Raw genomic sequence first — 16,414 nt, 5'->3', positions numbered from 1 at the left:
GCGTTACTTGGAAGCGCGCAACGCTTCCTGCTCGGCCAGCGTCAATGCCACGTTGTCGCGCAGATAAGCCGGCTCCACCAACTCCGGCGCCACCGCCTCGCCGCGCGCAAACGCCAACGACGCCAATTGCGCCAGGTCGGAGGCATGCGGCAACACGCTCGCATCCACGCTCGCCAACTGCGGCTGCAGCCGCGTCAGCAGCGCACCTTCCAACGCGGCAAAGCCCGTGCCCGCGCCATGCCAGCGTCCGTCATCGGGCAGTGACACCGCATCGGGCGCCGCGACGATCTCGTCGGACAGCGCCACCAGATCCGCGCCGTCACGCTGGAACGCACCCACGTACACCTCGCCCATGCGCGCATCGATGGCGGCGAAGATCCGTTGCTTGCCGCCCGCCGGTTCCGTGCCATACGGCAGCACCAGCGAAGCCGCCACCACCTTCAGCGTGGACACCGGCACCAGCGGCCGATCAATGGCCAGCGCGATTCCCTGGCCCAGGGCGATACCCAGGCGCACGCCGGTAAACGCGCCCGGCCCGCGACTGATCGCGATCGCATCCAGCGCACTGCGTGCCACGCCGGCCTCGGCCAGCAATTCCTCGGCCCACGGCAAGGCCAGCTCGGCATGTCGCCGCGGTGCGATTTCGAAGCGCTCGCGCACCTGTCCATCCAGGTAGAGCGCCACGGAGCAACCTTCGGTTGCCGTTTCGAACGCGAGCAGTTTCATGATGTGGCGTCATCCGCGACGGGCGGTTGCCACAATTCCACCAGTCCGCCTTCGGGATCCACGACGTAGCCGAACTTGCCCTGCTCGCCATCCTCGCGTCGCTCCAGCACCTGGCAACCTTCGGCGCGCAGCGCGTCCAGCATGCCTTCCAGATCATCGACGCGGAAATTGAGCATGTAGCTTTTCTGGCTTGGCTCGAAATACGTGGTGTCGGCCTTGAACGGCGACCAGATCGTCAGCGCTTCCTCGCCGGTGTCGGCGCGCTTCCACGGCAGCATCGCGCCACCCCATTGCGACACATCCAGGCCCAGATGGCGGCCGTACCAGTCGGACAGCGCCTTGGGATCGTCGGCCTTGAAGAACACGCCCCCCAGGCCATGCACGCGCGGTTTGTCAGTCATGGTCCTGCTCCTGGCGTCAGTGGCAGCGATTCTGGTGCAAAAAAGCCCTGCACATCGTCCAGCTGTCGGGTGCGGGTGAAGGGCGGCAGGGATTCCAGGAACAGCTTGCCATAGCTCTTGCCCAGCAGGCGTGGATCGCACAGCACCAGCACCCCGCGATCGCGCTCGGTGCGGATCAGCCGGCCCACGCCCTGTTTCAGCGCGATGACCGCCTGCGGCAGCTGCTCGTCGCGGAAGGGGTTGCCGCCCTGCCGGCGAATCGCCTCCAGGCGCGCTTCGAACACCGGGTCGTCCGGCGCGGCGAACGGCAGCTTGTCCACCACCACCACCGACAGCGCATCGCCGGCCACGTCCACGCCCTCGCGGAAGCTGGCGGCGCCCAGCAGCACGCCGTTGCCGGATTCGCGGAAGCGCTGCAGCAAGGTCGCGCGCGGCATCTCGCCCTGCACGAACAACGGCCACGGGCCACCGCGCAATGCATCGGCGGCCTCGCGCAGCGCGCGGTGCGAGGCGAACAGCAGGAAGGCCCGCCCTTGCGAGGCTTCCAGCACCGGCCGCACCGCCGCAATCATCGCGCTGCCGTACTCGCGCGAGGCCGGATCGGGCAGCGAGGGCGGCAGGTAGCACAGCGCCTGGTGCGGCCAGTCGAACGGGCTGGCCTGCAGCAAGGTGGTGGGATCATCCAGGCCCAGGCGCTCGGCGTAGTGATCAAAGCGGCCGCCCACCGCCAGCGTGGCCGAGGTGAACACCCAGGCCGCGCGCGACTGTTCGCGGTGCTGGCGCAACGGCGTGGACACATCCAGCGGGGTGCGCTGGCAGCGGAAGCCGCGCGGGGTCAGTTCGTACCAGAACACATCGCCGGCATCGGCCGCGACCGGTTCATCGTCGAAGCCGGGAATCGGTTCGTCCTCGCCCAGCCAGCGCGCCAGCCGTGCGGACAGCTCCTGCGCGCGCGCGGCGCAGGCGTCCATGCCCAGCGAGGATTCGGCCATGTCGACCACGGCGATCGACAGCTCGCCCAGCACATTGAGCACGCTGCCGAAGGTCTCGGCCACCTCGCGCTTGCCCAGCGCGCGTTCGCGCGTGCCGCGCGTGGGCAGGCCTTCCATCGCCAGGCGCAGTTCGCGCAGCGCCTGCTCCAGGCGTTGCACGGGATCCTGCAAGGTGGCCAGTGCGCCGGCCACGTCCTTGCATTCGGCCAGGCAGTCGCGCGCCAGTTCCTGCAAAGGACGCATGCCGAAGCTTTCGCCGAAAAAGTTCGCCGCCAGTTCCGGCAGCTGGTGCGCTTCGTCAATCACGAAGGCCTGCGCACCGGGCAGGATTTCGCCGAAGCCTTCCTGCTTGAGCGCCAGATCCGCGAGCAACAAATGATGGTTGACCACCACCACATCGGCGGCCTGCGCACGCTGCCGCGCCTGCACCACGAAGCACTCTTCCCAGAACGGGCACTCGGTGCCCAGGCAGTTGTCGGTGGTCGAGGTCACCATCGGCAGCAGCGGCGAATCATCCGGCAGCGCGGCCAGCTCGGCCATGTCGCCAAATTGGGTGCGGCCGGCCCAGGCGATGATGCGCTGGAACTGATCCACCTGGTCGCGCGTGGTGAACGAGCCAATCAGGCGCGGTTCGCCCTTGGCCTGTTCCAGGCGGTAGCGGCACAGGTAATTGGCGCGGCCCTTCAACAGCGCAGATTTCAAACCCACGCCCAGCGCTTCGCGCACCCGCGGCAGGTCGCGGTGATACAGCTGGTCCTGCAGCGCGCGGGTGCCGGTGGAGATGATCGTCTTCAGGCCCGACAGCAACGCCGGCACGAGGTAGGCAAAGGTCTTGCCGGTGCCGGTGCCGGCTTCGGCAATCAGCGCGTCGCGACTGTCGAACGCATCGGCAATGGCGCCCGTCAGGCGCTGCTGCGCCTCGCGCGGAACAAAGGCTTCGAGCCGGCTGGCGAGCGCGCCACCTTCACTGAGCGCTTCGCGGCTGGCATGGGCAAGTTGCGACATCGTCTCGACAATCCGGGGCACGGCGACAGGACGCGCCGTGCGGGGACTTACATTCTATTGATGCCGGGGACCGTGCAGGCGGCCAATTTGTCCCTGGCTTCGCCGATGCCGCGATCGATGTCGGCCAGTGCGCGCGCCTGCTCGGCCAGCTTTTCCTCGTTGGGCCGCTTGATCGGCGCTGCCGCCACCTCGTGGCGACGCGCACGCACCTGGTGCACGGTTTCCCAATGACGGCGACACCAGGGGCCGACTTCCGACCCCAGCGCGATCGCGCGCAGGGCGTCGGCCTCGGCGCGATCGAAGTCGGACTGCAGCAGGGCCACCTCGGCACGCTCCTGCAACACCGCCGGATCCTGCGGCACGATCGCGAGCGCCTGGTCCAGCGAAGCGGCAGCGGCGTCGTTTTCACCACGACGTGTGGCGGCGACGGCCATCTCGCGCAGATCTTCCACTTCGTTGTCACGCAGCGGCTGCACGTCCAGCTCGCGTTCGTCCTGGCCCTGTCCGGCCTGCTGTACGGCGGCCAGCATCTGCGCCGGTGTGCGGGTGGCCACGGCCGGGCTCTCCGGCGGCGCCTCGGTGGCGCAGGCGCCCAGCAGCAAGGTCAACGACAACACGAGCAGGCGCGGAGCGGTGGCAACAGGCAGGAACTTCGACTTCTTCATGACAGGGACTTCAGTTGCTGGGCGGGGGCGGCGGCGCGTCGGACGCCGGCGGCGCCTCTTCGTTCTTCTTGTCCAGGCCGAACCAGCTGCGCCAGCCGCCACTTTCTTCTTCGGCCGGTGCAGGAGTTTCCATCACGCACGCACTGTAGGGCGGCGCATAGCCGGCCACGAAGGGCAGCGTGCGCGCACCCGGGCAGCCTGGATCGGTGCTGTTGTTGCCGGCCACCCACTGCCAGTCCAGGCCCTTGCCCGATACTTTCAGCGGCGTGCTCGGCAGACGCGCGAACAGGTTGGACCATACACGCATGCCACCGGTGGCGCCGTAAAGGCCGGTCTGCTCGTTCTTGTCATTGCCCATCCACACCACTGCCAGGTGATCGCCGGTGTAGCCGGCGTACCAGCTGTCACGGCCATCATTGCTGGTGCCGGTCTTGCCGGCCGATTGCAGATGCCCGCGACCGTCGCCGAGCAGTTGCCGGGCCGTGCCGTTGCTGACCACCTGCTGCAAGGCCACGCTGATCAGGTTGGCGGCGATGGAATCCCCTTCCTGTGCGGGCGCGGGCGTCTTGTCATAGCGCTTGAGCAACTTGCCATTGGGATCCATGACCCCGCGCACCGCATGCAGCGGTTGGATTTCACCGCCCGAGGCGAGGAACTGGTACAGCTGCGCCATCGCATAGGGGCTTTGATCGGTGGAGCCCAGGATCAGCGAAGGATTCTTTTCCGCCTGCATGCCGGCCAGCACGCGCAGCAGTTCGGCCAGCCGCTCCGGATCCACCTTCATGCCCACGCGTACCGTGGCCTGGTTGTAGGAATTGGCCAGTGCATCGATCAGGCGCACCGTGCCATGGCTGCGATTGTCGGAATTGCCGGGCGACCATTTCTTGTTGCGGCCCAGTTGCACGGTCACCGGTGAATCGTCCACCCAGCTGGCCAGCGAGTACTGATCCGGCTGCGCCAGGGCCAGCAGATAGACGAAGGGCTTGAGCAACGAGCCGACCGGCCGCTGTGCTTCCACCGCGCGGTTGAAGCCGGGATTGGCCACGTCGCGTCCACCCACCACGGCCAACACGTCGCCGTTGTGCACGTCGGTCACCACCATGCCGGCCTGCAGCGGCGGACGGCGCTTGTTTTCCAGCGCCTTGATGGTGCGCGTCACCGCGCCTTCGGAATAGGCCTGCGCCGACGGCGACATGCCGGTCAGCACGATCAGGCCGGCGCCTTGCAGCACATTCTCGGGATAGTCGCGGGCCAACTGGCGACGCACCAGATCCACGTAGGCAGGAAAACGGTTGGCAGCGACCATGCCAGGCGTCTGCGTCACCCCCAGCGGTGCAGCCACGGCGCGCTTGTATTCCTTGTCGTCGATCAGGTTGGACGCGTGCAGCTTGCCGAGGACGAAATCGCGGCGCTCTTTGGCCCGCTCCGGATTGCGCCGCGGGTCGTAGTAGGACGGACCCTTGACCATGCCGATCAGCAGGGCGATCTGTTCACTGGTCAGGGCATTGAGGTCGCGACCGAACCAGAACTCCGAACCGGCGGCGACGCCGTGGATCGCCTGGCTGCCGCGCTGGCCCAGATAGACCTGGTTGAAATAAGCCTCGAGGATGGTGCTCTTGTCGTAACGCGCTTCCAGGATCAGGGCGAACAGGATCTCGTTGAACTTGCGCGAGGGCGTGACTTCCTTGCCGATGCCGAGCAGGCCGCTGCGCGCCAGCTGCTGGGTCAGCGTGCTGGCGCCCTGGCGGGTCTCGCCGCCGGAGCGCAGGGTCACCCACACTGCACGCGCGATGCCGCTCAGATCGATGCCGTGGTGATCCTTGAAGTCGCGGTCTTCCACCGCCTGCAGTCCGGTGACCAGCAGGATCGGCACTTCCTTCAGCCGCACCAGCCGGCGCTCTTCCTGCTTCTGCCCGTACAGCGTGGCAATGCGCGCCGGATCCAGGCGCGCGGCCTTCAGGTTCTGCTTGCGCGCCACATCGCGCACAGTCAGCACGCGGCCGCTGGACAGGGTCACCTGCAGGCGGCGCGGCGCGACGATGCCGTCGACGTCGGTGTAGCCACGATTGGCAATGGTGTAGCGGCCACCGTTGCGTGCATAGGTGCCGGGCAGCTCGCCCTTGCCGTCGTCGCGGTAGGACGCCGCATCCAGTTCGGTCTTCAGGGTCTGCGCGTCCATCGCCACGCCCGGCGCCACCGCCAGCGGGCGGGCGTACACGCGCGTGGGCACCTGCCAGCGCAACTCGCCGAAGCGTTGCGTCACCTGGTGGTTGAGGTAGAGCGTATACGGAATCAGGAAGCCCAGGCCCAGGGCCACCGCCGCCAGGCCCCAGGTCAGCAACCACTGCCGCCACACGGGCGTGTCGGTGCTGTCGTCGTCGTATGCGTCGTCGTCTTCGTCTTCGTAGTCGGTCTGGGCCACGGGGATGCGACAATGAAAGGTGCCGGCAGTCTAACGCAGGCCCCGCTCCGGGGGGCCGTCGGCGTACCCTGTCCTGGCCCCTGATTGCTGGAGTTGCAACGGAATGTCGATGCCCTTGGCCCATGTGCGCTTTCTGTTCGCGCGCCTGAGCGGCCTGTTCCGGCGGGGAATGAACAGCGTGCGAACGCGCGGCTGGCAGGCCACCTGGTCGCGCCTGCGCCGGCACTGGTCACCCGCCCTGCCCCTGCCCGCCCCGCTCCTGTACGCACCGGCGCCGGCGCCGTTTGCGCCTTTCGAACTGCCGCGCGCCGATGCGCCGCGCGCGAGCATCGTCATCCCGGTCTACAACCACGCCACCGACACGCTGGACTGCCTGCGCGCGCTGGCCGCGCATCCGCCGCAGGCAAGCATGGAAGTGATCGTGGTCGACGACGGCTCCAGCGACGAGACCGAAGCGTGGATGCGCGCCATCGACGGCCTGCGCTATCACCGGCGCGCGGCCAATGGCGGCTTCATCGCCGCCTGCAACGACGGCGCGGCGCTCGCGCGTGGCGATTACCTAGTGCTGTTGAACAACGACACCGTGCCGCAGCCAGGCTGGCTGGATGCGCTGCTGGCCACCTTCGAAGCCCACCCGCGCGCGGGACTGGTGGGGGCGCAGCTGATCTACCCGGACGGTCGCCTGCAGGAAGCCGGCGGCGTGGTGATGGCCGATGGCGCGGCCTGGAACTATGGCCGCTTCGATTCGCCCGATGATCCACGCTACGCCAGCCTGCGCGCAGCCGACTACTGCTCGGGCGCGGCACTGGCCGTGCCCACGCCGCTGTTCCGCGAACTGGGCGGATTCGACACGCGCTACGCGCCTGCGTATTACGAAGACACCGACCTGGCCTTCGCGGTGCGCGCGGCCGGGCGCGAGGTGCTCTACCAACCGCGCTCGCGCGTGGTCCATCGCGAAGGCGTCACCGCCGGCACCGACCCCTCCAGCGGCGTCAAGGCCTACCAGGCGCGCAACCAGGGTGTGTTTGCCGCCAAGTGGGCCGATGCCCTGCAGCGACAACTGCCGGCGCGATCATTGCCCTCGCCGGGATTGTTGGCGCGGGATCGTCCGCAGATTCTGATCATCGAAGAAAGCACGCCACGCGCCAATCGCGATTCCGGTTCGCTGCGTCTGCTCAATCTGATGCGGCTGTTGATCGAGGAAGGCGCGCACGTCGTCTTTTTGCCGGCCGACCTGGCCTACGCGGGCGCCGATACCCAGGCCCTGCAGGATCTGGGTGTGGAGTGCTGGTATGCGCCGTTTGCCGGCAATGCACCGGCCTGGCTGCGCGAGCACGGCGCGCGCTTCGACACGGTCATGGTCTCGCGCCACCACGTGGCCAACGAGTTCCTGCCCCTGCTGCGCAAGTCCACCCGGGCGCGGGTGGTGTTCGACACCGTGGATCTGCACTACCTGCGCGAACGCCGCGCCGCCGAGACGGCCGGTGATGCCGCCCTGCTGCGCGCCGCCGAACGCACCCGCGCCGACGAACTACGACTGATGCGCGCCAGCGACATCACCCTGGTGGTCAGTGCGGTGGAGCGGAGCCTGCTGGCCACCGATGTCCCGGATGCCCGCGTCGAAGTGGTGAGCAACCTGCATCGGCTGACCGCAGCCGGCGGTGATTACGCGTCGCGCCGCGATCTGGTGTTTGTCGGCGGATTCCAGCACGCCCCCAATCTGGATGCCATGCGCTGGTATCTGCAGGCCATCCATCCGCGGGTGCACGCACAGCTGCCGGACGTGAGCTTCCACTGCATCGGCGACCAGCCACCCGCCGACATCCGCGCGTTCGACGGTAGCCACGGCGTGCGCGTGCACGGCCACGTCGCCGATCTGGATCCCTACATGGATCAGGTGCGCGTGGCGCTGGCGCCACTGCGCTTCGGCGCCGGCGTGAAGGGCAAGATCAACCTGAGCATGGCCCACGGCCAACCCATCGTCGCGACGACGTGCGCGGTGGAAGGCATGAGTCTGCAGGATGGGCGTGACGTACTGGTGGTCGACACAGCCGACGCCTTCGCCGACGCGATCGTCACGCTCTATCGCGATGAAGCACTCTGGACCCGACTGTCCGCAGCCGGCCGCGACAACGTCGCCCGACACTTCTCTCTCGATGCCGCCCGAGAGACCGTCCGTACCGTATTCGGATTGACCCAGGCGCCTTAGCCCCCTGAGTCAGGGGGCGATTCGCGCGCAGCGCGAATGGGGGTGTGCCCGATCAGGGTACGCGCGCCATCCGCACGCGCTCGGCAAACTCATGCAGACCCGGCGCTTGCGGCGCCAAGGCACGCGCTTCATTCAAGGCCTGCGTGGCAAACGCCACGTCGCCTGCGCCCAAACGTTCACCGCCCACGGCAATCCACTTCTGCGCCATCTGCCGGCGCGCTTCGGGCAGCGCCGAGGCGCCCGGACTCAGGGTTTGCCACGCCGACAGGCAGGCCTGCGCGCGACGCAGGCGATTGCCGCGCAGTTCGTCCTCGTAGCAGCGCGTGACCGCCGGCAGCAGCCGCGCGGCGACGCTCTTCACCCGTGCATCGTCCGGCGCCAGCGCCTGCGCTGCGCGCAGCTGGTCGTAGACGCTTTCGCCCGGCGGGGTGATCCAGTCGTTGCGCGCTTCGGCCTTGGCGATGCCGTCGAGCAGGTCGGCCAACTGCTGACCACGCTGTCGCGGCGAGGTCCGTGCATCCAGGCGGGCCTCGGCGGCGCGGGCGCGCACCAAGGCCTGCTCGGCTTCGTTGACCGCGGCGGACTGCGGGGCAATCTCGCGCGCCTGCGCCAACGCCGCTTCGGCCTCGGTGAAGTGGAAGTCGCCGGCCTGCTTGCGTGCCTGCTCGGCATAGGCGGCGGCGACCCGATCCAGGCCCTGGCGCGCCCGCGCTTCGTCGGGCGAGGTGGAGAGCACGTCTTCGTAGCCCTTGCGTGCGGCTTCCAGGCGTCGTGCGCGCAGATCCTGATCGGCGCGGCTCACGCCGTTGTCGCCTGCGCGTGCCAGTGCCGCCTGCGCCGCCGGCAGATCGACATGGCCGGGGTCATAGCCGCGCACACGCGCGATCACCGCGCCCGCCTCGGCCACCTTGCCCTGGGCCAGCAGCGCCTGCGCTTCCTTCAGCAGGTCCGACAGCGCATCCTCGCGGCCTTCCAAGGCTTCGATGCGTCCGGGCTGCAAGCTGAGGACGCGCTGGAACAACGGCAGCGCGGTATCCGGGGCGCCGTCGAGGCGACCCGCGGCCTGCGCGGCCAGCGCCTGCTTCAACAGCGGTTCGATGTCCGAGCCACCGGCTTCGTGCTGGCGCAAGGTGTCGGCCACCTGGGTGGCGTTGGCGCGCGGCACCTGCAGTTCGTTGGCCAGTGCCAGCGCGGCATGCGCACGATCGTATTGCTTGCGTTCGGTGTATTGGCGCGCCTGTACCAGGGCGGCCTCGGCCACCTTGGCCAGGCCGGCGCGCGCTTCGCTGCGATCGCCGTCCAGTGCCAGCGCGGCTTCGTAATACTGGCGCGCACCGCGTCCGCCGCTGGCGCTCAACTGGCCAATGCGCAAGGCGGCATCGCCTTGATCCAGCAACTGTTGAATGCGCGTGTCAGGCCAGAACACCGCTGCCAGCGGCTGGCGGAACACCACCAGCACCGCCGCCAACAGGATCAGGATCAGCAGCCCCCAGCGCCAGACCCGGCGCGAACGCCAGGCCGGCGGCGGGTAACGCGACTCGTCGTAGCCGTAGTCGTCGTCGTTGTTCCTGGGATCGTCGCGAAAACGCACCTTGTCCCAGTCGGTGCTGGGTTCGATGCGATCGCGCGGCGGCGTTTGTTCGTTGATTGACATTCGGCGCCAGCATACCCACTCAGGCTGAACGTCGCGCGTCCTCGACCCCGGGGATGGCGTCCAGTTTGCCAAGCAGGGTCGACAGTTGGCCGAAGTCGGCCACCTTCAGGCGCAGGCGCAGCTGGACCCGGCCACTGCCGCGGGCGTTGTCGCTGTTGATGTCCAGCACGTTGGCGTCTTCCTGGGCGATCAGGGTGGTGATGTCCTTCAACAGCCATTTGCGGTCGAAGGCCCGCACCACCACGTCCACTTCATAACCACCGCCACCGGCCACGCCCCACTCCACCGGCAACACACGCGCCGGGTTGGTCGCGGCCAGCCGCAGGAAGGCGGCGCAGTCGCGCCGATGCACGGTCACGCCACGACCGCGGGTCAGATAGCCACTGATGGGCTCGCCAGGCACCGGCTGGCAGCAACGCGCCAGCTGTACCAGCAGATTGCCCACGCCCTCGACCGTGAACTTGGACTTGCCTGGTGCGGCCGGCTTGCGGCCACCCGGCTTGCGCCCGGGCGGCAGCAGCGACGGCGGTGCCGCCGGGGCCGCGGCGGCGCGCTGTTCGTCGTGCAGCGCGCGCACGATCTGGTTGGGGCCCACGTCGCCCAGCGCCACCTGGATGTAGAGATCATCCACGCTTTCGGCGTGGAATTTCTTCGCCATCGGCGCCAGGTCGGCATGGTGCAGGCCGAGGCGCTTGAGTTCCTTTTCCAGCAACTCGCGGCCGGCCTGCAGGTTGCGCGCGCGATCGAGCTTGTGGAACCAGGCGCGCACCTTGTCGCGCGAGCGCCCGCTGGCGAGGAAACCATTGGCCGGCAAGAGCCAGTCGCGGCGCGGCTCGCCGGTCTTGGAAGTCAGGATTTCCACGCGGTCGCCACTGTGCAGCGCGTGGTTGAGGGGCACGATGCGGCCATTGACCTTGGCCCCGCGCGTGCGGTGTCCGACCATGGTGTGTACGTGGTAGGCGAAGTCCAGCACCGTGCCGCCCTGCACCAGATCAATCACTTCCCCCTTGGGTGTGAGCGCGTACACGCGATCCTCGACCAACTCGGCATCCAGTTCGCTGGCCAGGCCATCGCCGTCGCCGCCTTCCTGGGTGTGATCGAGCAGACGGCGCATCCAGGCGATCTTGCGATCGAAGGCCTTGTCGCCGCCGCCTTCCTTGTAGCGCCAGTGCGCGGCCACGCCCAGTTCGGCCTGCGCATGCATTTCGTGGGTGCGGATCTGCACTTCCAGCGTGCGCCCTTCGGGTCCGATCACCGCGGTATGCAGGGAGCGGTAGTCGTTGGACTTGGGGCGGGCGATGTAGTCGTCGAATTCGCTCGGCACCGGTTGCCACAGGGCATGCACGATGCCGAGCGCGGCATAGCAGGCGGCCACGTCATCGACGGTGACCCGGACGGCGCGCAGGTCGTACAACTCGTCGAACGAGACCTGCTTGCGCTGCATCTTCCGCCAGATGCTGTAGATGTGCTTGGGGCGACCGCTGATCTCGGCGCTGATGCCGTGTTCGGCCAGGCCTTCGCGCAGTGTGGTCTTGACCGCTTCGATATAGCGCTCGCGACCGACGCGCTTTTCATCCAGCTGCGATGCGATCTGCTTGTAGGTGTCCGGCTCCAGGTAGCGGAAGGCGAGGTCTTCCAGCTCCCACTTGAGCTGCCAGATGCCGAGCCGGTTGGCCAGCGGCGCGTGGATGTCGCGGGTCAGGCGCGCCAGTGCGCGCCGTTCGGTCTCTTCCAGCGCGCCGGCGTGGCGCATGCGCGCCAGTTGCCGTGCGAGCAGGATCGGCACCACGCGCAGATCGCGCACGATCGCCAGCAGCAGGCGGCGCAGGCCTTCGTTGCTGCCGCCGCGCTGCTGCTCGGCGTGCAGCACCCAGACCTGTGACGCGGCTTGCTGGCCTTCGATCAGGTCCACCAGCGCCGGCGGCCATTTGGCCGCAGCCGACTTGGCTGCTTCCTGCTTCGCTGTATCCGGCTTGCCGGGTTCGGGCTTCGGCTGTTCGCCTTCACTGCCAGGCAAGGCGAACAGCAGGGCTGCCGCCAGGACTTCGCCATCGGCGGACAACGCCGCCAGCGTGTCCAGCGTATCGGCCACCACCGGCAGCGCATCGCGCAGCGGTACCTCGCCACTCGCATCGATACGCGTCTGTACCAGCGCACGCAGATCCGCCGGCAGCGTGGCCAGCGACGGCCGTTGCAGCAGGGTGATCACGTCGGTGCGTGGAGCGGACAACACAGGCGTCTCTCGTTCGGTGGGGCCGCTCTAACTTACCTGCACGCGCGGCGGGAATACAGTCCTGCGCGGTGATGAGGTCATGCCACAGCTGCTGGTGCGGGTTTCACCCACGCAGTGCCTGCAGACGTTGCGCCAGTTTCTTGGGTGAGACGCCGCCGCGCGCGGACAGCTCCTGGGCGAAAACGGAGATCCGCAATTCCTCCAGATCCCAGCGCAGCGCCTGCCAGTCGGCACGTGCATCCAGGCCCTGCGCGCGCGCCTCGGCCAAGGCATCGGCAAACGGCTTGATTTCCAGCATGCGCGCCTGGTCGCGTACCGGATCGCGCAGCGCGCGTTCGGCGCGCAGGCGCATGCCTTTCAGGTAACGCGGGAACTCGGCCAGCGCGGCGGCCGGGGTGCGGCGCAGGAAGCCCGGATGGATCAGGCCCTGCAACTGGCCCTGCAGATCGTCCAGATTGCCGCGGGCCCAGCCCATCAGCGGCGATTCCAACTGCGGCTTCACTTCCGCGACCGCTGCGAGAATGGATTCGGCCAGAGTCAGCCGCGCCATCGCTTCGGCAAACAACACGCGCGCCGACTCGTCGCGACGACGCTCGAAGGCTGCGCGATCGCGGATCTGTTCCAGGCCTTCGGCCAGCACCGCGTTCATGGCCGCATCGGCGATATCGGCCTGCAAACGTTCCTTGCGCTCATTCGGATGCAGGCCGGGCTTGCCACTGGCATCGTGGAATTGCTCGATGGCCGCGTACAGGAGGCCGGTTTTGGGCGACACCGGCAGTTGCTTGCGCGCTTGCTTGAGCTTGTCGGCCAGCGCGAACTCCAGCAAGCGACGCACGCCGAGCGGGTGCGCCTGCCGGGCTTCGCCGCGATCGGCGAATACGCGCAGCGCCACGCTGTCGCCTTCGTCCACCAGCGCCGGAAATGCCGGCACGCCGGCTTCGCCCGGCACCTGTTCCGGAATCGCCTGCGCCGGAAACTCGCGAAGGCCACTGGCGGCCATCGCCCGGCCGGCGCGGGCGGCAAACGCCTGGCCGGCACGGTCACCAAAGCGGGCACGCAAAGCATCCAGATCCCGCGACTCGGCGAGCACCTTGGCTTCACTGGCACGCGCCGGATCGCGCACGTCCTCGCGCAGGCGCAGGTTCATGCGCAGATGCGGCTCCAGCGCAGACTCGTCAAAGTCGAGCGCAGCCAGCGTGGTGCCGGTGGTGCGCGCCAGGAAGCGCGCCAGCTCACCGCGGATGTCGTCCGCGCTCGGCTGCGGAAACGCTTCGAAGAAGGCGCGGCCGAAATCCGGCGCCGGCACGTAATTGCGCCGCATCGCCTTGGGCAGGCTGCGAATCAGGCCCGCGGCCTTGTCCGCCACGAAGCCCGGCGCCAGCCACGACAAGCGTGCCGGATCCAGCGCATTGAGCAGATGCAGCGGCAGTTCCAGGGTCACGCCATCGTCGACCGCGCCCGGCTCGAACCGGTAGTGCAGCGGCAAGCGTGCATCGCCCAGGGCGAAATACTTGGGATAGCGATCCTCTTCGCTGCCCTCGCCGGGCAACAGTTCGGTCAACGACCACAGCAGCTTGCGCCGCGCTTCCGGCGCCTGCGCTTTCCACCAGGCATCCAGACCGGCGGCCGAGTGGATGTCCGAAGGAATGCGCTGCAAGTACCAGCGCGCCTGCCAGTCCTCATCGGCCACCAGGCCGGCGCGACGCAGCTTGGCTTCTTCCTCGCGCGCCTGCTCCAGCGTGTGCAGGTTGTCGGCCACAAAGCCGGCGCGGGTGTTGATCTCGCCGGTCACCAGCGCCTGCCGCACGAAGATGTCGTGCGCTTCCAGCGGTGCGATGCGGCCATAGTGCACCGGCTTCTTCGGCGCCAGCACCAGGCCGAACAGGCTGATCTGTTCGGAAGCCAGCACGTGGCCCTGCGCCCGCGACCAGTGCGGATCGAAATGCTTGCGCGCGAGCAGGTGCGGTACTTCGGCGATCACCCAGTCCGGTTCAATCGCCGCATTGGTCAGGCCCCAGACGCGCTGGGTGTCGAGCAGGGTGGCGGCGAGCAGCCAGGGCGGTGGCTTCTTGGCCAGCGCCGATCCCGGGAATACCTGGAAGCGCCTCTGGCGTGGCGCCTGGTAGTCGTTCTTCTCGGTGCGGTGGCCCACCTGCGTGGGCAGGCCGGCAATCAAGGCGCGATGCAGCGCCACGTACGCGGCCTGGCGCGCTTTCTCCGTGTCCGGCTCCGGCGCGGTGTCCAGCGACCAGCCCAGCTCCTCGCACAGCAACAGCAGTTGCCGATGCAGTTCGCGCCACTCGCGCATGCGCAGGAAGCCAAGGAAATGCCGCTCGCACCAGTCGCGCAGCTTCGACTGGGTCAGTTCTTCGTGCGCGCTTCGGTAGGCGTCCCACAGCTTGACGATGCCCAGGAACTCCGAACGCGGATCGGCAAAGCGTGCGTGCGCGTTGTCCGCCGCCTCGCGCGCTTCGGGTGGGCGCTCGCGTGGATCCTGGATGCCCAGGAAGGCGGCGATGGTGATCATCTCGCGCAGGCAGCGGTGTTGCTGCGCGGCCACCAGCATGCGGGCGAGCTTGACGTCCACCGGCAGGCGCGCCATCTGCCGGCCGATGGTGGTCAGCTTGCGATCCTTGTCGACCGCGCCCAGTTCGCCCAGCTGCTGCCAGCCATCGGCCACGGCACGTTCGTCCGGAGCTTCGACAAACGGGAAGTCCTCGATCCGGCCCAGTCCCAGTTGCAGCATGCGCAGGATCACGCCGGCCAGGCTGGAACGACGGATCTCGGGATCGGTGAATTCCGGCCGTGCGAGGAAATCGGATTCGGCATACAGCCGATAGCAGATGCCTTCTGCGATGCGCCCACAACGACCCTTGCGCTGGTTGGCGCTGGCCTGGGCGATGGGCTCGATATGCAGACGGTCCAGTTTCTGCCGCGGGCTGTAGCGCTTGACCCGAGCGTAGCCGGGATCGATGACGTAGCGGATGCGCGGCACCGTCAGCGAAGTCTCGGCCACGTTGGTGGCCAGCACCAGGCGTCGCTTCGGACCCGGGTTGAACACCCGATCCTGATCCTTGGTGGACAGCCGCGCGTACAGCGGCAGCACTTCGGTTTCGCGGTACTTGCGCCGCTCCAGTGCCTGGTGGGCGTCGCGGATTTCGCGCTCGCCCGGCAGGAACAGCAGCACGTCGCCGCGCGGGTCGTGGCGGGTGATCTCGTCCACTGCCGCCACAATGGCATCGTTGACCGTACGCTCGCCGGCGCGGCCATCCTCGCCGCCCTCACCCTCCAACGGCCGGTACAGCACCGACACCGGATAGGTGCGGCCTTCGACGCTGATCACCGGCGCATCGTCGAAATGACGGGAGAAGCGCTCGGTATCGATGGTGGCCGAGGTGATGATCACCTTCAGGTCCTTGCGCTTGCGCAGCAACTGCTTGAGATAGCCGAGCAGGAAATCGATATTGAGGCTGCGCTCATGCGCTTCGTCCACGATGATCGTGTCGTAGTTCGACAACCAGCGGTCGCTGGCGATCTCCGCCAGCAGGATGCCGTCGGTCATGAACTTGATGCGGGTGTCCTCGCCCACCTGGTCGTTGAAGCGCACCTGGTAACCCACGGCATCGCCGATGCCGGTGCCCAGTTCCTCGGCGACCCGGCGCGCCACCGCGCGCGCGGCGATGCGGCGCGGCTGGGTGCAGCCAATCATCCCGGCCACGCCGCGGCCAGCGGCCAGGCACAGCTTGGGCAACTGGGTGGTCTTGCCCGAACCCGTCTCGCCGGCGATGACCACGACCGGATGCTTGCGGATCAGCTCGACGATGGCCTCGCCTTCGCGGGCGATGGGCAGGGCTTCGTCCAGGGTGACCGTGGGCACCGACGCAGCACGCGCCTCGCGCCGGGCCACCGAACTGGCCAGGGCCTGGGCGAAGGCCTCGCGCGGGGCCGCCTCGCCCGGTTTGGCCTGCCAGCGCGACCACAGCCCATGCAGCCGGCCGCGGTCACGGCTCATCGCCCCGTCGATGGCGCGGCGGGCGTGGTGGAGGTCGGGGGATTGGGCGGGTTCTATGGCGTTCATCAATCGGAGCGTGTGAAACGTTTAATAAC

Annotated in this window: 9 protein-coding genes; 1 reads left to right on the top strand and 8 read right to left on the bottom strand. The window is 68.2% G+C overall.

Annotated elements, in window-relative coordinates:
* Positions 1 to 3 precede the first annotated feature (3 nt).
* From tsaB to mrcB, 5 genes are read right to left on the bottom strand one after another with little or no spacing between them, the layout of a single operon-like run.
* Positions 4 to 726: a tRNA (adenosine(37)-N6)-threonylcarbamoyltransferase complex dimerization subunit type 1 TsaB gene (gene tsaB, locus B5X78_RS12685; protein WP_079724892.1), complete on the bottom strand. Its 723-nt coding sequence runs from the start codon at positions 724 to 726 to the stop codon at positions 4 to 6.
* On the bottom strand, positions 723 to 1,127 hold the full coding sequence (locus B5X78_RS12680; protein WP_079724891.1) for a VOC family protein: 405 nt from the start codon (positions 1,125 to 1,127) through the stop codon (positions 723 to 725). Before B5X78_RS12680 ends, tsaB begins: the two co-directional genes overlap by 4 nt.
* Positions 1,124 to 3,124 carry a DNA repair helicase YoaA gene (yoaA, locus tag B5X78_RS12675; RefSeq protein WP_079724890.1) on the bottom strand — a complete coding sequence of 667 codons (2,001 nt, stop codon included), beginning with the start codon at positions 3,122 to 3,124 and terminating at the stop codon, positions 1,124 to 1,126. Before yoaA ends, B5X78_RS12680 begins: the two co-directional genes overlap by 4 nt.
* A 47-nt stretch (positions 3,125 to 3,171) precedes the next feature.
* Positions 3,172 to 3,789 (bottom strand): tetratricopeptide repeat protein, encoded by a 618-nt coding sequence (locus tag B5X78_RS12670; protein WP_229730723.1) that lies wholly within the window; start codon positions 3,787 to 3,789, stop codon positions 3,172 to 3,174.
* 10 nt (positions 3,790 to 3,799) lie between these two features.
* The gene (gene mrcB, locus B5X78_RS12665; protein ID WP_079724889.1) at positions 3,800 to 6,217 is read right to left on the bottom strand and encodes a penicillin-binding protein 1B; all 2,418 of its coding nucleotides are present in this window, start codon (positions 6,215 to 6,217) and stop codon (positions 3,800 to 3,802) included.
* A gap of 97 nt (positions 6,218 to 6,314) precedes the next feature.
* Here mrcB and B5X78_RS12660 point away from each other — a divergent pair, with 97 nt between their 5' ends.
* A complete protein-coding gene (locus B5X78_RS12660) occupies positions 6,315 to 8,420 on the top strand; it encodes a glycosyltransferase (protein WP_079724888.1) in 2,106 nt (701 codons plus the stop codon).
* 52 nt (positions 8,421 to 8,472) lie between these two features.
* Here B5X78_RS12660 and B5X78_RS12655 read toward each other — a convergent pair whose 3' ends face one another.
* The 3 genes from B5X78_RS12655 to hrpA all read right to left on the bottom strand — a co-directional run bounded on the left by B5X78_RS12655 (position 8,473) and on the right by hrpA (position 16,385).
* Positions 8,473 to 10,074 (bottom strand): tetratricopeptide repeat protein, encoded by a 1,602-nt coding sequence (locus B5X78_RS12655; RefSeq protein ID WP_229730722.1) that lies wholly within the window; start codon positions 10,072 to 10,074, stop codon positions 8,473 to 8,475.
* 19 nt (positions 10,075 to 10,093) lie between these two features.
* Entirely contained in the window at positions 10,094 to 12,304 is a 2,211-nt protein-coding gene (locus B5X78_RS12650) for a RelA/SpoT family protein (protein ID WP_229730721.1), read from the bottom strand.
* Between the two features lie 106 nt (positions 12,305 to 12,410).
* The gene (gene hrpA / locus B5X78_RS12645) at positions 12,411 to 16,385 is read right to left on the bottom strand and encodes an ATP-dependent RNA helicase HrpA (protein ID WP_079724887.1); all 3,975 of its coding nucleotides are present in this window, start codon (positions 16,383 to 16,385) and stop codon (positions 12,411 to 12,413) included.
* Between the last annotated feature and the right edge of the window lie 29 nt (positions 16,386 to 16,414).

Origin of the sequence: Pseudoxanthomonas indica, assembly GCF_900167565.1 — a bacterium.
GTDB lineage: Bacteria > Pseudomonadota > Gammaproteobacteria > Xanthomonadales > Xanthomonadaceae > Pseudoxanthomonas_A > Pseudoxanthomonas_A indica.
Note: the sequence above shows the minus strand (reverse complement) of the source record. Positions and strands in the feature narration are given on the sequence as shown.

Bases quoted from the DNA above. Each gene is read 5' to 3' on its own strand.
- tsaB (WP_079724892.1), bottom strand. From the start codon at position 726: ATGAAACTGCTCGCGTTCGAAACGGCAACCGAAGGTTGCTCCGTGGCG.
- B5X78_RS12680 (WP_079724891.1), bottom strand. From the start codon at position 1,127: ATGACTGACAAACCGCGCGTGCATGGCCTGGGGGGCGTGTTCTTCAAG.
- yoaA (WP_079724890.1), bottom strand. From the start codon at position 3,124: ATGTCGCAACTTGCCCATGCCAGCCGCGAAGCGCTCAGTGAAGGTGGC.
- B5X78_RS12670 (WP_229730723.1), bottom strand. From the start codon at position 3,789: ATGAAGAAGTCGAAGTTCCTGCCTGTTGCCACCGCTCCGCGCCTGCTC.
- B5X78_RS12660 (WP_079724888.1), top strand. From the start codon at position 6,315: ATGTCGATGCCCTTGGCCCATGTGCGCTTTCTGTTCGCGCGCCTGAGC.
- B5X78_RS12655 (WP_229730722.1), bottom strand. From the start codon at position 10,074: ATGTCAATCAACGAACAAACGCCGCCGCGCGATCGCATCGAACCCAGC.
- hrpA (WP_079724887.1), bottom strand. From the start codon at position 16,385: ATGAACGCCATAGAACCCGCCCAATCCCCCGACCTCCACCACGCCCGC.